Annotated in this window: 10 protein-coding genes; 6 read left to right on the top strand and 4 right to left on the bottom strand. The window is 41.7% G+C overall.

Annotation, left to right across the window (positions count from 1 at the left end):
- Positions 1–281 precede the first annotated feature (281 nt).
- The 3 genes from G7092_RS09115 to G7092_RS09105 all read left to right on the top strand — a co-directional run bounded on the left by G7092_RS09115 (position 282) and on the right by G7092_RS09105 (position 5,323).
- A complete protein-coding gene (locus G7092_RS09115) occupies positions 282–3,353 on the top strand; it encodes a SusC/RagA family TonB-linked outer membrane protein (protein WP_166088364.1) in 3,072 nt (1,023 codons plus the stop codon).
- A 24-nt stretch (positions 3,354–3,377) separates the two neighbouring features.
- Entirely contained in the window at positions 3,378–4,802 is a 1,425-nt protein-coding gene (locus G7092_RS09110) for a RagB/SusD family nutrient uptake outer membrane protein (RefSeq protein WP_166088361.1), read from the top strand.
- 356 nt (positions 4,803–5,158) lie between these two features.
- Entirely contained in the window at positions 5,159–5,323 is a 165-nt protein-coding gene (locus G7092_RS09105; protein WP_166088359.1) for a hypothetical protein, read from the top strand.
- Between the two features lie 36 nt (positions 5,324–5,359).
- On the opposite strand, the gene G7092_RS09100 is transcribed toward G7092_RS09105, so the two are convergent.
- Positions 5,360–7,507 (bottom strand): FUSC family protein, encoded by a 2,148-nt coding sequence (locus tag G7092_RS09100; protein ID WP_166088357.1) that lies wholly within the window; start codon positions 7,505–7,507, stop codon positions 5,360–5,362.
- A 293-nt stretch (positions 7,508–7,800) separates the two neighbouring features.
- Between G7092_RS09100 and G7092_RS09095 the strand changes: the two genes are divergently transcribed.
- On the top strand, positions 7,801–10,374 hold the full coding sequence (locus G7092_RS09095) for a phosphoenolpyruvate carboxylase (RefSeq protein WP_166088355.1): 2,574 nt from the start codon (positions 7,801–7,803) through the stop codon (positions 10,372–10,374).
- A 371-nt stretch (positions 10,375–10,745) separates the two neighbouring features.
- Here G7092_RS09095 and G7092_RS09090 read toward each other — a convergent pair whose 3' ends face one another.
- Positions 10,746–11,405 (bottom strand): YdeI/OmpD-associated family protein, encoded by a 660-nt coding sequence (locus G7092_RS09090; protein ID WP_166088353.1) that lies wholly within the window; start codon positions 11,403–11,405, stop codon positions 10,746–10,748.
- 342 nt (positions 11,406–11,747) lie between these two features.
- Here G7092_RS09090 and G7092_RS09085 point away from each other — a divergent pair, with 342 nt between their 5' ends.
- Positions 11,748–12,719, top strand: a complete 972-nt coding sequence (locus G7092_RS09085; protein WP_166088351.1) for a quinone oxidoreductase family protein — start codon at positions 11,748–11,750, stop codon at positions 12,717–12,719.
- 164 nt (positions 12,720–12,883) lie between these two features.
- Here the strand turns inward: G7092_RS09085 and G7092_RS09080 are convergent, their stop codons facing one another.
- Both G7092_RS09080 and G7092_RS09075 read right to left on the bottom strand, forming a co-directional pair.
- Positions 12,884–13,414: an RNA methyltransferase gene (locus tag G7092_RS09080; RefSeq protein ID WP_166088349.1), complete on the bottom strand. Its 531-nt coding sequence runs from the start codon at positions 13,412–13,414 to the stop codon at positions 12,884–12,886.
- Positions 13,415–13,579: 165 nt separating this feature from the next.
- Positions 13,580–14,746 (bottom strand): galactokinase, encoded by a 1,167-nt coding sequence (locus G7092_RS09075; RefSeq protein WP_166088346.1) that lies wholly within the window; start codon positions 14,744–14,746, stop codon positions 13,580–13,582.
- 299 nt (positions 14,747–15,045) lie between these two features.
- On the opposite strand from G7092_RS09075, the gene G7092_RS09070 reads away from it, so the two are divergent.
- Positions 15,046–15,486 (top strand): VOC family protein, encoded by a 441-nt coding sequence (locus G7092_RS09070; protein ID WP_166088344.1) that lies wholly within the window; start codon positions 15,046–15,048, stop codon positions 15,484–15,486.
- Positions 15,487–15,492 lie beyond the last annotated feature (6 nt).

Raw genomic sequence — 15,492 nt, 5'->3', positions numbered from 1 at the left:
ATGTGCGAAAGTGATCAAAATGGTGATTATCGCATATTATCCTATTCGTGTATATGTTATTATTGTGTTTGTATTAGTTGTATGACCTGTAAGTCAGGCTTATATAATATTAACTATTAAACACAATTCTATGATAATAGCACCTACTTAAATAATTCCTACTTTTTTTATTTACCGGAAATTCTCAAAACATCAGCAACCCGGTTTTGGTACTGTTAATTGTTCCCCTTTCTCAATCAGTACCCAATACGATCTTAATAATATTAATAAATTCAAAAAGCATGAAACACAAATTACTCAAACTTTTCATGGTTTGCTTTTTTTGCTCGGCTTCTATGGCCTTTGCGCAAAACAGAACCATTACTGGTACCGTTACTTCAAAAGAAGACGGTTTGCCTATACCTGGGGCATCAGTAAAAATAAAAGGTACCAATACCGGTGGCCAAACCAATTTAAATGGTAAGTATACCATCAGCGCGCCCGCTGGCTCAACGCTTGTATTTAGTTTTATAGGCTATACTTCACGGGATATCGCTATCGAAGGTAAAACCAATATTGATGTGGTTTTAAGCGCCGATTCAAAGGCCTTAGCCGAGGTGGTTATTACAGGCTATCTTTCTCAGGAAAAAGGAAAGTCGGCCATTTCTTCCTCTTTAGTTAAGTCAAAAGATATTCAAGATGTTCCTTTAACCAATATCAATGACGTATTACAAGGTAAAGCAGCGGGTGTTACTGTTATGAGTACATCAGGACAGCCTGGTGCATCATCAGATGTCAGGATCCGTGGAGTTGGTTCTATTTCAGCTTCTTCGTCACCAATTTATGTAGTTGACGGAATTATTGTGGAAAGAGGGCAGTTTGCCATAGATGGGGCACAAGTTGCAGGTACAAACAGTAACGACATCTTGTCAAACATGAACCCTAATGATATCGAAAGCGTAACCGTATTGAAAGATGCTTCGGCTCTGGCGTTATATGGTTCAAGAGGAGCTAACGGTGTAATCGTTATTACAACAAAAAGAGGTAAAGCCGGCGAATCAACTATCGATTTCAGCGCGCAGGCAGGTACCGTAAGACCAAGTTTTGGAAAATTTGGCTTGATGAGCGGAGCACAAACTTATAATTACGAACGTTCAGTTTTAGCTCTTAACGGAACAAGCCAGGCTGATATAGATGCGCAGTATCCTGCATCAATGTTAAATAAAACATTTGACTGGTTGGATGCTGCATTTAAACACGGCAGTACACAAACTTATGATTTGGGTATCAGAGGAGGAACTGATAAAACTACTCATTCCTTATCATTGGGTTATTTTAAACAGGATGGAACTGTTCCGAATTCAAATTTTGAAAGATTTACTTCAAATTTAAATGTTGACAGCAAACCAAGAACCTGGTTAAAAGTAGGTTTATCATTTAATACATCTTTTTCTAATCAAAAAGATGCTGATGCCGGCAATCTCTACTCCAGCCCCATCTTAAGTGCTTTTGTAAACAGCCCGCTCCATGTTTATCCTTACAAACCTGATGGATCATTGTATACAGGACAAGAACCAGATTACGGAGGTTTTTCAGGTGACAACTTTTTATACTCTAACGCACTGAATTATACTAAAGTAAAACAGTTTAGGGGGTTAGGAAAAGGTTATGCTGATATTAAAATCACGCCATGGTTAAGTGCGAAACAAACCGTAGGTATAGATTTGATCCAGGCTGCTGTTAAAACCTATTTCGATCCAACAACAGGTAATGGAATTGGTGCAACACCAGCTACCAGCGGTGAGTTAATCCAGACTCAAAATAATACTTACACGTTTACCTCTCAGTCATCATTGTACGGACAGGCTAGTTCAAAGGACAAGCGTCATCAGTTTGACTACCTGGTTTTAACAGAATACCAAAGATATAATTCCAGCTTTATCCTTGCCGATGGAAAAGGAAGCGCAAATCCCAAATTGCAGGAGCTAGGTACATTTGGTACACCTAATGCAGTAGGCGGCGGACAATCAGAGTATTCTTTCTTATCCTATTTAGGACAACTTAACTATACATTTGATAACAAATACACCTTAACGTCTTCTATCAGAAGAGATGGATCCTCCAGATTCAGTGCTGATAACAGATATGCAAATTTTTACTCTTTTGGTGCATCATGGAAAATTATTGATGAAGCGTTTATGAAAAATCAGACTATTTTTTCTGATTTACGTTTACGCTCAAGCTATGGTACATCAGGTGTGGCTACCTTCCCTGTTGATCCTGTCACTGGCTTACCAAACAACTACCTGGCTCAACCACTGTATACCTATTCAGGTATAACTTATAACGGTACAGCGGGTAGTGCCCCAAGTACACCTGGTAACCCGGTTTTGACCTGGGAAAAAAGCAGACAATTTGATGTGGGCTTAGAAACAGGATTTTTTGATGGACGTTTAAGAGCAACTCTTGATTATTATAACAAAAAATCAACTTCGGCCCTGTTAAGTGTCCCTGTATCCAGAACAAGCGGCTTTACCTCTACATTCAGAAATATTGCAGCTATCGAAAATAAAGGTTATGAAGCTACTTTGAGTAGCGATAACTTTAAATCGAAAAATGGATTTAACTGGACTACAGACTTTAACTTTTCATATAACAAAAACGTAGTTACCGGGCTTTTCAACAATCAGGATATTGCTGGAGGTACCTTGGGCAGAACAAGTGTAGGGCAGCCTCTTAATTCATGGTTCTTGCCAGTATGGGCAGGTGTTGATCCTAAGAATGGTGACCCGCTATGGTATCTTGCTGACGGAAAAACAACAACAAATAGCTATACCATCGCCAGCAGAACAGAGAATAGAAAATTCGTAGGTTCATCTATTCCTAAATTCAATTTTGGAATGGGTAATACATTCAGATATCAGGGATTTGATTTCTCTTTCTTTGTATACGCTGTTACCGGTGCAAAAGTGTATGATCAAACTTTATCTTACCTGGATTCAGACGGTCAGCGCTGGCAATGGGCTTATTATAAGGACGCAGATAAAGATTACTGGACTACTCCAGGGCAAATTGCTGAAAGACCAAAACCATCTCCCAATGGTAATAAAAACTCATCTAATCCATCAACCCGTTACCTGGAAAGTGGGAATTACCTGAGGTTAAGAACAGTATCATTAGGCTATTCATTACCTTCAGACATTGCACACAGATTACAGCTTTCGTCATTAAGGTTTTTTGTTACCGGGGTTAACCTAATAACCATTACCAGCTATAAAGGTGTAGATCCTGAAAATGCGTTGAATGGTAATGATGTATTCAAATATCCTTCAAGTAAAAGTGTTACTGCCGGGATAAAGGTATCCTTATTATAAATTATAATAGTTAGAATATATATTATGAAAAAGATTTTAAAACTGAGTGTGGTGATGTTGGTGGTGGTTTTTGTTGCTTGTACAAAGCAGCTTAATCTAAACCCCAAAAGTTCATTAAACACAACCGAAGCCTTAAGTACCCTGGCTGGGGTGAACTCTGCCGTAGTAGGGATGTATTCAAGTTTACAAAGTGTAAATTATTATGGGCGATCTTTATACGTATATGGTGATCTGAGTGCAGATGATGTATATCTTTCTGTAGCTAATAGTAACAGGTACCTGAGTACTTTTCAAAGAACTTATGCCTCGAATGATGCTGACGCGCTTGCTATATGGACATCAATTTATGTATCAATAGCCCGGGCTAATAACATTATCAACAGCGTAGATAAAGTTTCAGGAGATCAGGGAGCTAAAGATCTGGCAAAAGGACAAGCCTTGTTTATAAGAGCGCTTGGTTATTTTGACCTTGTTAGGCTATATGCTAAACCTTATAACCAAGGAAACGGAGCTCAATTAGGTGTGCCTGTTGTTCTGGTTTCTGATGTAACACTTTATCCGGCCAGAAATACCGTAAGTGAAGTTTACGATAGGATTATTAGCGATCTTACAGCGGCGAAAGGTCTTTTGGCTAGTACTACAGCTGCAACAAAAGTTACTGCAAGCAAATTTGCGGCTTCTGCATTGTTGTCAAGAGTTTATTTATATAAAGGCGATTATGCAAATACTATAGCTGAAGCAAATACAGTTATCGCCAATACCGATTTTAAAGTGACTGCAGCAGCTGATCTGCCAACCTTTTACAGTGCTCCCGGAACACCGGAAGAAATCTTTACCGTTAATTTTAATGTAATTGAAAGCCAGGGATCGGATAACTTGGGTCAGATATATTTGAAACCAGGTTATGGGGATATCAGGGTATCTCCTAATTTGACTGCTATATTTGACAAAACTAACGACGTAAGATACACTTCATTTATAGCGCCGTTCGCAGGTAGCCCAAGCGAACTTGAAAATAAGAAGTTTGCAGGTCAGAGTGGTATTCAAGGTTTATATAGCACGAAAGTATTACGTCTGTCTGAGATTATCTTAAACAGAGCCGAAGCCGAAAACAAAATCGGGGGTCAGGATGCCCAGGCTCTGGCTGATTTAAATTCCATCAAAACCAATCGCGGATTAACAGCCCTTAGCGGTGTTACAGGAGCGCCGTTATTGACCGAAATTTTGTCAGAAAGAAGGAGAGAGTTTATGTTTGAAGGACAACGTTTCTTTGATCTGATGAGGAATGGTTTAACAATGGATCGGGGTGCTTTTTGTACCAGTCCACTAGCGGTTAGTTCGCCGCAATGTAGCTTAGTTGCCACAGATCCAAAAACTATTCTGCCTATTCCACAGGCTGAGTTGGATGCAAACCCTGCTATAAAACCACAACAAAATCCTGGTTATTAATCAGTATCATAATTAATATTAACAACACAGGCTGCTCATTTTGAGCGGCCTGTGTTGTTTTTGCACAATTCGAAACTTATATACATAAGCATGATGGGTGATTTTCACATATCCTGTTTTTGATTTACGTACTATGTTTGTAGCAGCCAAGTAGTTTTCGTTAAGATATTTGGTCAGTTAATAGTTAATTAAAAAGTCAGTAACGCGAGGTCACTGACTTTTTTTATATATAAACATTTAATTGGCTGTTTATTAATATATTACTTGATTGTAGATAGGCCGAAATCACTTTTTTTTAAATTGATTGTAACGTTTTGCCATTTACTTTCGTCATATAGGCATCCAAACACCTAAACATGAAAACTTTAATCATATTGGCTATTACCGGCGGGGTATTTTTTAACTCCCCGGGTTTAGAAAAAAAACATCCCAAAAGCAGCAAAGTATGTGCTAAAACTTATGCTAAGCATTGTGCAAAAAACAATTGTAATCATACAAAAAAGGTCACGCCTACGAGTTAAAGCGCTATAATATACAATGAGTATTGATTTGGTTTTTTATTGCAGGATGTTATCAGTTATTTTTGCGATATCGTAACTGATTTTATTAATAAAACCTAATTGTTCTTTCAGTAAAGTATCCTCTGCTGATAGTTCAATCTTGTCAGTTTCACTAACGGTTGTTGTTTTGCCTATATTGAACTCAATAGGTTGTCCCTGAAGCTTTTTGTTGCTTTCGTTTAATACGGATATACTTTTCTTAACTAACTTAAGTGCCTCGGGATAGGGTAGCTGTGATTCCTTTTTTGCCAACCCTGATGCTATGTTAGCTATATACGATGACAGAATGTGGTTTAAAACCACAAACTTATGTACCTCCTTTACTTTACGCTGCTTGCTTTTGGGTTCAGATGTCATCCGCTCAAAGGCAGCCGATAAGTTGGCCGATTTTACATATACATCCTTACGGGCCAGTTTGTACATAGTAGTGCCGGTTATTTTGCCTGATAAGTTTTCGGCAATAGTTATGAGGTAGTTGATATTGGCTACCACTACGTCGCGAAGGGTTTCCTGTATCTGATCAAACTCCCAGGTTGGAAATATCAGGTAACTTGCTATGAACGCGATAGACGACCCGATGAGCGTATCCAGTATACGTTCCTGTGCCACATTCAAAAGGCCTACACCAAGAAACTTGAACAGGATAAGCACGTAAGGGGTCATGAAAATCACACTGACCACATAATTGAGCCTCGAAAAACTATAAGTGCCTATCATAAATGTCATCAGGAATACAAATTGCGCCGTAGTGTTTGGTATAAAACTTAAAATGAGTATGCCAATAGTGCCACCGCAAATGGTACCGATAAGGCGCTGGTAATTACGCTGTTTAGATAGGCTAAAACCGGGTTTCAGGATTACGATGATAGTAAGTAGTACCCAATAGCTATGATGTCCCTGAGCCACTGTTTTGGCTGTAATAAAGCCCACCAGGCAAACTAAGGATACGCGCAAGGCATGTTTAAAAGCTCCCGAGTCCAGCGTGAAATTATCAAAGAAAATATGCGGGGCATAATCCTGGTGTGTTACAAATTGGGAGTACTCCACATCGCCGCGTAATTCAGTTGATTTAGCAGCAGTTTTGGAGTGATAATAATTATATACATTATTGATACTGTCGCTCAGATCGCGCAGGTTGATCAAGATTTTTTTGAGCACCAGGTTACTGATCTCCTGATTGTTTTTGCCAATATCATCTATCTTTAACTTCAGCTTTTCCAGCTCAATGTTAAAATCGGTAATATGACGGTTCCTGGCGTTTGATAATACCATATAGGCTATCTCATCCAGCTCATCTGCCGTATGTTGCAAAATGCGGGAAATTTCATTCAGGATGCCCGTATCTTTAAATCGGTCACGTATCTCACTATAATCATAGTGGGTAGCCATGATCTGCTCAAACATATCTACCAGGTCAACAAAAGTTAATACCAATATCCTGCTGGCCCCGGTTGATTCTTTAACCAATACCCGGCTTTTAAACAGCAATTCGCGCACGGCATCCTGATGCTGGCTTACCTGTATCTGTTGCGATACCAGTTTACGGTAATTGTCGTCAATATCTTTATCTGGTAAATAAAAGTCGGCTTTGATACGTAAAAATCTGGCAATATCGGCTATATTTTCACCCAATGCCTGTTGCGCTGCACGGTAAGGTCTTATACCAAAAAATATCAGACTGAAAGCCATGTACCATAAACCACCTACCAGGATAGTGGCGCTGTACCACAACACGTTGCCCGGGGGCTGCGCTTTATCCATCATAAATATCATGATAAGCAGCGAACAGGTACCTACAGATGCAGCGCGGTTACCATAAACCGTAAACATAGAGAACAGGAACGAGAACAAGGTGATCTCTAACCCCAATGTATATAAATTAAGCCGGGCAAAACCGGTAATGGCGGCTACCAGAAAAAGGCATAAGTTGCCTATAGCCATAGAGTTGCGCTTGTGTGTAACCGGACCGGGATTGTCAATTACACAGATACAAAGTGCACCCAAACTAAAAGTAAGGCCCAGATCAAACTGGTTAAACTCCAGCAATATCAGCGAGGGTAGTAGTATACCCGCTGTTATGCGTAAACCGTCAGAAAAATACTGGCTGTAAAAAAAGCTTTTTATTTCCCTGGTGTTAATATTCATCAAAATAGTGTTTGTTTTTGGCTACTGCGGAGCAATACACAGGCAAGTTATAAAAATCTTTGCTTACAGCTAAACCATATAATTTCTTTAATATCATTTTGATTTTAAATCAGGTTGTAAATTTACAATAATTAAATTTTTTCATCCTGTTTTAGTAAATTTGATATCAAATTCATAATAATATTATTAAATTTATTACTTTTAGTTGAAATTTAATTTTAGATAATTAAATTCACCCCCGGTTTTGCGCAATAGCCGGCACCATTCAATTTTAACCCAATTATTTTCGAACTATGTCATTAACTTTAAAACTCAGTCAGCGGGAAACAGCTTTTAATAACGAGGTTGTAACCAGGTTTGAGTTATATAACAGTTTATTTCAAACATTACCGTTTTATCAGGTAAAGGATACTGGTATTTTATTGCCGTTTTTTAGTTCACATTGCGAAAAAGGTGCCATTAAGCAGGCCTCGCCGACGGATATTATTGAGTCATTCTTTAAAAAGTATGTACCGGATATCGATCACCGCGAGCAGATCAACCGTATGTTCAGGTTTATCCAGTACATCGAACGCCAGGTGGTTTTGTTTGATGCTATTGAAGATTCATCCTTTAATAAACTGGGTAAGTTTGATGATTCGGGCAACCTGCAAAGCCTGCTGGCACAAGCTACCAACAGCGAGGAAACACGCGCGCAGATCAGCAAAAAGCTAAAAGACTTTTCCTTACGATTGGTACTCACTGCTCACCCAACCCAGTTTTATCCGGGCACTGTACTGGGCATTATGACCGATCTGATTGAGGCCGTAAAAAACAACGATATCAATAATATTGATGTATTGCTGCAACAATTGGGCAAAACACCATTCTTTAACAAAACATCACCAACACCGGTTGACGAGGCCATTAGCTTGTCCTGGTTTTTGGAGAATATATTTTACCATGCTGTATCCGGTATACAATCCAAACTCGAAGAGGAGTTTGATATTGATGCCGCCAGCAGCCGTGTGCTGGAACTGGGCTTTTGGCCAGGTGGCGATAGGGACGGCAATCCTAATGTAAATACGCAAACCACTAAGGAGGTAGCCAGCTTTTTAAGGCAGCGCCTGTTCCGTTGTTACTACCGCGATTTTAGGGTGCTTAAACGCCGTATCACTTTCCGTGGTGTGGAAAAGGCTATGGCTAAGCTGGAGAAATTGCTGTACAAGAACGCCAACGAACATCCGGATTCTAAAAATCTGCAGGGCGAATTAATGAGCCTGCTGCAATCTATCAAACAAACCATCATCACCGATCATGATAGCTTGTTTGTAGATATTGTAGAAAATCTGATCCAAAAGGTACGCTTGTTTGGCTGTTATTTTGCCACATTGGATATCCGTCAGGATAGCCGTGTTTTGCGCAGTGTGTTTGATTATAGTTTAAAAAATATTAAAACCGGTATTGTTAAAGGTTATTCCGATCTGGATGAGGAAGGAAAACTTAAACAGATCAGCTTTAATGAAGCCGATTTCCATTGCCCGTCTGATGCGGATGCCATGACACAGGATACGCTGAACACCATTCGCCTGATGCAGGAAATTCAGCAAGCCAATGGTGAAAAGGCCTGCCAGCGTTTTATCATCAGCAATTGCCAGCAGGCATCTGATATTTTACAGCTCATCGATCTGTTTTTATGGAGTGGATGGGAAAAAGACAGCCTGAGTGTCGACTTCATGCCACTGTTCGAAACTGTGAACGACCTTTCGCGTGCGGCCGAGATCATGGAGCAGTTATATACACATCCATACTATGCCGAGCATCTGAAAAAACGCGGTAACAGGCAAACCATTATGCTTGGTTTTTCTGACAGTACCAAAGATGGTGGCTACCTGATGGCCAACTGGTCGATATATAAAGCTAAAGTGGAGTTGACTGCCATGGCCCGCAAATATGATATCAGCCTGGCGTTTTTTGATGGAAGGGGAGGCCCACCGGCACGTGGTGGTGGTAAAACACATCGTTTTTATGCTTCTATGGGTAACGAAATCGCCAATGATCATATCCAACTGACCATCCAGGGGCAAACCGTGAGCTCGCAATATGGCTCAGTGGAGACCGCCCGTTTTAATATGGAGCAGTTAATCAATGCGGGTATCATATCTGCTTTGCATCCTAACCATAACGACCTGCTGGATAACAGGCATAAAGCCCTGATATCTGAAATGGCCAGTGAAAGTTACGAACTGTTTATGGCCCTGCGCGCGCACCCATTATTTGTAGAGTATCTGGAAAAATTCAGTCCGCTTAAATTGTTATCGCGTATCAATATCAGCAGCCGCCCAACCAAACGAAATGCCGGCGCGCCATTAAAGCTGGAAGATCTGCGCGCCATCAGCTTTGTAACTTCCTGGAGTCAACTCAAACAAAGTATCCCTGGCTTTTATGGCGTGGGTACCGCTTTGAAAAAGATGAAAGACAGCGGCAACTGGCTCGAAATAAAAGAACTGTACAGAACATCCGGTTTCTTTAAAACCATGCTGGATAACTGCGCCATGTCCATGTCGAAATCTGATTTCAGGGTAACGGCTTATCTCGAGAAAGACAAAAAGTTCGGCGCTTTCTGGAAAATGCTGAAGAACGAGTTTGAACTGACCCGCGAAATGTTGCTTGATCTGACCGGCAGTACTGTGTTGATGGAAGAATATCCGGTTGAGCGCCGTTCTATCGCCATCCGCGAAAAGATTGTGTTACCACTCGTGATCATACAACATTATGCCTTACAAAAGCTCAATAGCAGCGAGGATAGTGAATTGATTGAGATATATGATAAACTCGTGATCCGTACTGTATACGGTATCGTGAACGCGGGCAGGAATCTGGCGTAAGAGACGCCCCTCTAAATCTCCCCTGAAGGGGAGACTTTAAAAAAAGTCATTGCGGTTTTTGCAATGACTTTTTTTATTTACGGGTGTCATGCTGAGCTCGTCGAAGCATGGTGGGCGGGCCTCTACGCGCGATCCTTCGACGGCGCTCAGGATGACAGGCCGTCAAAAGCCCGGGATTGTGCGATTCCTTCCCTCGGGAAAGGGAGGAAGGGGTTTCAACGTTGACTAAACCCTCCCTGCCTTTACGCGCCATACATCGCACCCCTCCCGTGGGGAGGGAACTGAAAAATAACTCCACTGTCGTCGCTCGGCTCCAGCCGAGTGACCACCATTACCCGGCCTCCGGCCGAGAACATGATTAGAGAAAACGTTTACTTATCCGAAGGGTTCTTCTTTTTAGCCAGTAGCATCTCCACCATTTTAGCCAAACGATCCTGCCGGGTTTTTTCTTGTTTGGCACTGAGTATCCACAGTACATATTCCTTTTTATGACTATAAGCCAGCTGCTGAAACCAGTTCAGTACGCCCGGGTGCTGTTCAAGCGTCTCCCTGATATAATCTGGTAAAGTGACGGTCTTTTTATCTACATCAATATAGGCGCTGTACTCGTTATTCCGTACCGCGTCGTTCCGACCTGCCGAAATTTTTACCTGGTCTATAGGCCGAAAACGCAGCGCCGTCCACACTTCATTAACTGCTGCCGAAGCTACTGGACGGATGCCATATTGTGCCGGGGTATCCCAACTGCTCATCATCTCCAGGTCGGTAGTAATACCCGATTTTTTTTTAGGGTAGATGATCCAGAATATGGTATCATTTTTCAGTAAAGGAACGATCGTCTTCAATTCATCCGCCAATTCCAGGCTGTTGGTAACAAACAGTTGTATGCCGTTAAAGCTTCCCGTGGTGCTGTGCACTATCTGCACATCAGCAGGTAAAGGTTCCAGGCTTTCCAGGTAGTTGGCAGGTGCGTTATGCAATAGCCAACGGGTATTGGGTTTCATCTGTAGCTTTTTGGCAAGAGCATTCATTTTTTATTGTTGATAGTTCGTAGATCATGGGTTAGCTAATTTAATAACAATTTCGCCTAAAACACACAACGTATAAACGACATTGCCCCCAGAGCGTCATTGCGGGCGTAGCGTGGCAATCCCCGATAAGCAGGGCCGCTTTGTAAGGAGGGGATTGCCACGTCGTTCCTCCTCGCAATGACGCGTGGAGAAAAGAATTCCTTCTTTCTACTGCAGGAGGAGAGAGGTACGTCCAGCGCAGCGCAGATGGAGTGAGTCATAACCACATTCCCCGCATTTGATAACAAATGTTATCGCCCGTTGCCAATAGCCACTCTACTTTTGTATAAAAAAAATATAAAGATGAAAGCAGCAGTAATATATCAAAAAGGGGAATTACCTCAATATATAGATTTTCCTGAGCCGGTTGCTCAAAACGAAGATGAATTATTGGTAACCGTAAAAGCCGTAGCCATAAAACATTTAGATAAAAGCAGGGCTAGTGGCAAGCACTATTCAAGTTCCGCCCCAAAAGAGAGTGGAAGAGTAATTGGAGGTGATGGTGTTTGCTTGCTGGCAGATGGAACGCGGGTATATGGCATGGGCATAAGTGGTATGCTGGCCGAAAAAGCAACTATTCATAAAGATCGTATCGTGAAAATCCCGGATGAATTAGATGATGTTACAGCAGCGGCTCTGCCCAACGCCGTGATCGGCGCGGCGATGGGGCTTAAATTCAAAGCAGATATTCAGCCGGGTGATGTAGTACTCATCAATGGGGCAACCGGTTTTACCGGGCGTGTAGCGGTGCAAATAGCCAAACACTATGGCGCTAAAAGAGTGATCGTGACGGGCAGGAACCAGACCTCGCTACACGATCTGTTATCGCTAGGTGCCGACGAAACGATTTTGGTGTTACAAGATGATGAAAGTTTTAAAGCGCAATTGGCCACTATTCATTCCACCACACCTATTGATGTGATCATTGATTACCTCTGGGGGCACACGGCCGAAATGATACTGGCTTGTTTAAAAGGTAATGGCTCATTTACCAACAGGGTGAGGTATGTATCGATAGGTGCCATGACGGGCGATCTGATCCAGCTATCGGCGGCTAACCTCCGAAGTGTCGATCTGCAGTTAACAGGCTCGGGAATGGGCGCCTGGTCGAAACCGCAGGTTGGCCAGCTATTTAGCCAGATATTGCCCGAGATGTTTGCACTGGCTGCAGCCGGTAAACTGAAAGTAGAAACCATCACTGTAAAGCTGGAAAACATTGCAGAGCTTTGGGGTATGGAAGTGGATGGAGGTAAGCGGTTGGTGGTGATTATTTGAGTTTTTTCTATATATGTCATTGCGAGGAGGAACGACGAAGCAATCTCCTCGCATACATGAACGCGAGGAGATTGCCACGCTGGCTAAACCCCTCCCTGCCTTTATGCGCCATCCATCGCACCCCTCCCGTGGGAAGGGAATTGAACGGCCATAAAATAACGACCTCACATAGCCATCTTAGCAAAAAAGTCCCAAAGGACTATCCCTGCCGATACAACGATGTTGAAAGAGTGTTTGGTGCCAAACTGTGGTATCTCGATGCAGGCGTCGATGTTTTGCATCACCTCGTCGCTTACTCCGTTTACTTCATTGCCAAATATGAGGGCATATTTTTCATTGTCGAGTGGAGTAAATTCATTAAGCATGGTGCTGTTTTCAGCCTGCTCCACGGCTATAATGTGGTAGCCATCTTTGCGTAGCTGTTCTACAGCCTGTAATGGGGTTTCATAATAGGTCCAGTTAACGGATTGTGTAGCGCCGAGAGCAGTTTTTTCAATTTCGCGGTGCGGGGGCTGGGCGGTGATACCGCAAAGACAGATCTGCTCTACCGCGAAACCATCCGAGGTGCGGAAAATAGAACCAATGTTGTGCATGCTGCGCACATTGTCCAGTACAACGGCTACAGGCAATTTATCCTGTGCCTTAAATTCATCAACCGAAGCCCGGTTCAGCTCATCCAATTTTAATTTGCGCATAATTGATTCATTGGGTTATTCAGTCATTAGGTCATTGGTTAGTTTGAAAATTCTTATCCAATGAGGTCAATGAACAAATCCATTAGCCGGCAAAAATAAGAATAATGGCCGGTGTACAAATTATCCGATTCATGGCAATGACCTAATGACTGAATACCCAATGAACTATTGTACCAGTAAATTCAGCAATCCTACACCGTTACCGATCAGCGAACTGTATACCGATGGGGCGTAGCCAATTTTTTCAGTGTAATATTCGGTTATTTCGGCGCTGTAATTATCAAATGCATCGGCTTTAACCAAGGCTATAGCGCAACCGCCAAAACCTGCGCCGGTCATGCGGGCTCCGGCTACATTTGGGTTGGTTTTGCTGTATTCGGCCACGGCATCCAGTTCAGCGCCGCTTACTTCGTACAAATCACGCAATGAATCGTGCGAGGCGTACATCAGTCTGCCAAATTCCTGTAAATTATTAGCAGCCAACGCAACGGCAGCCAGTTTTACGCGATCATTTTCTTCAATAACGTGTTTGGCGCGATTGAGTACCACTGGATTGGTGATCAGGTGCTGATATTTAGCGAAAGTTTCGGCGTTAATATCGCACAGGTAATTGATATCCAGTTCCTGTTGTAGGGCTTTTAATGCTTCCTGGCATTCCTGTACACGTTCGTTATATTTTGATTCGGCCAGTTTGCGAGGTTTGTTGGTGTTGATGATGGCCAGCACGTGGTCGCCCAGGTTGCTGTCAACCGCCTGATAATCCAGTGTGTCACAGTTCAGCATCAGGGCCTTGTTCTTTTCGCCAAAGGCAACGGCAAACTGATCCATAATGCCGCTGTTTACACCAATGAAATTATTTTCGACAGATTTTGACAATTTCACCAGATCGAGTTTGCTGTAATCACAACCGAAAATATCATTAAGAGCATAAGCTGTAACCACCTCGATAGAGGCTGATGACGACAAGCCAGAGCCAATAGGGATATCGCCATAAAAAAGCATGTCCAGGCCTTTTAACTGGTGTCCATCTTTACCAAAATGATCTATTACTCCAATAGGAAAATAGAACCATTCGTCGCCTGTTTTTTCATAGCGCTGCTGAACCGGGATATCGCCCTGATCGGTAAAGTTTAAACTCCTGAAACGAAAAACGCTATCTTCATTAGGCGATATTAACAGGTAAGTGCCAAAAGTGATGGCGCATGGCATAACCAGGCCTCCGTTGTAGTCGATATGTTCGCCAATAAGATTTACGCGACCGGGAGAAAAATAGGTGGCGTCGGCCTCTTTATGATAAAGTTTAGTAAATTCCTGCTGCAAAGTATTCTTCATTATTTCAGGTTAGTAATTTGGAAAAAACAAATATTGTAAAAATTGTCAAATTTACATTTATAAAGTTTATTTAAAATAGAATTTTTTAATTTTTTCAGATACCGATCTGGTCAGGCAGGAAATTTAAATATATAGTTTTACAGTAGTTAGGCAAACAGAACAGTCTGTTGCCTGTTGGATAAGTGTAAACCGAAAGTAGTACACTGAAATGGATTATTCGTGTAATTTTTTTGTGGGATTTGCAATTTTTTAAATATTAGGTTTACTCTTCGAGTGTAATAATATAGAAATCAAAAAAGATGACAACGTTAAATCCTTACCTGGTTTTTAAAGATAATTGCGAAGAGGCCTTCCATTTTTATAAGGTTGTTTTTGGCGGTGATATCCTGTTTATGGGTCGGTATAAAGATGTGCCGCAAACTGATAAAAAATTATTCCCGCTTTCGGCTGATGAAAAAATAATGCATGCTTCTTTACAAATCGCCCCGAATACGGTTATAATGGGTTGTGATAGTATCGAAACCTATGAAGGATTAACACCTGGAATTGCCAATAATTTTTATCTCTATATCAGCACAATCAGTCAGGCCGAAGCTTATCGCATATATAATGAGCTCGCTGTCGGAGGGCAGGCTGTTATGCCTATAGGCCCAACTTTTTGGAGTACCCATTATGGAATGCTTGTCGACAAATTTGGAATAAGTTGGAAGATCACCTTTGACCCCGACAAGAAACAATAACAAATC

The organism is Mucilaginibacter inviolabilis (assembly GCF_011089895.1).
GTDB classification, from domain to species: Bacteria; Bacteroidota; Bacteroidia; order Sphingobacteriales; family Sphingobacteriaceae; genus Mucilaginibacter; species Mucilaginibacter inviolabilis.
This window is presented reverse-complemented; position numbering and strand designations above follow the sequence as displayed.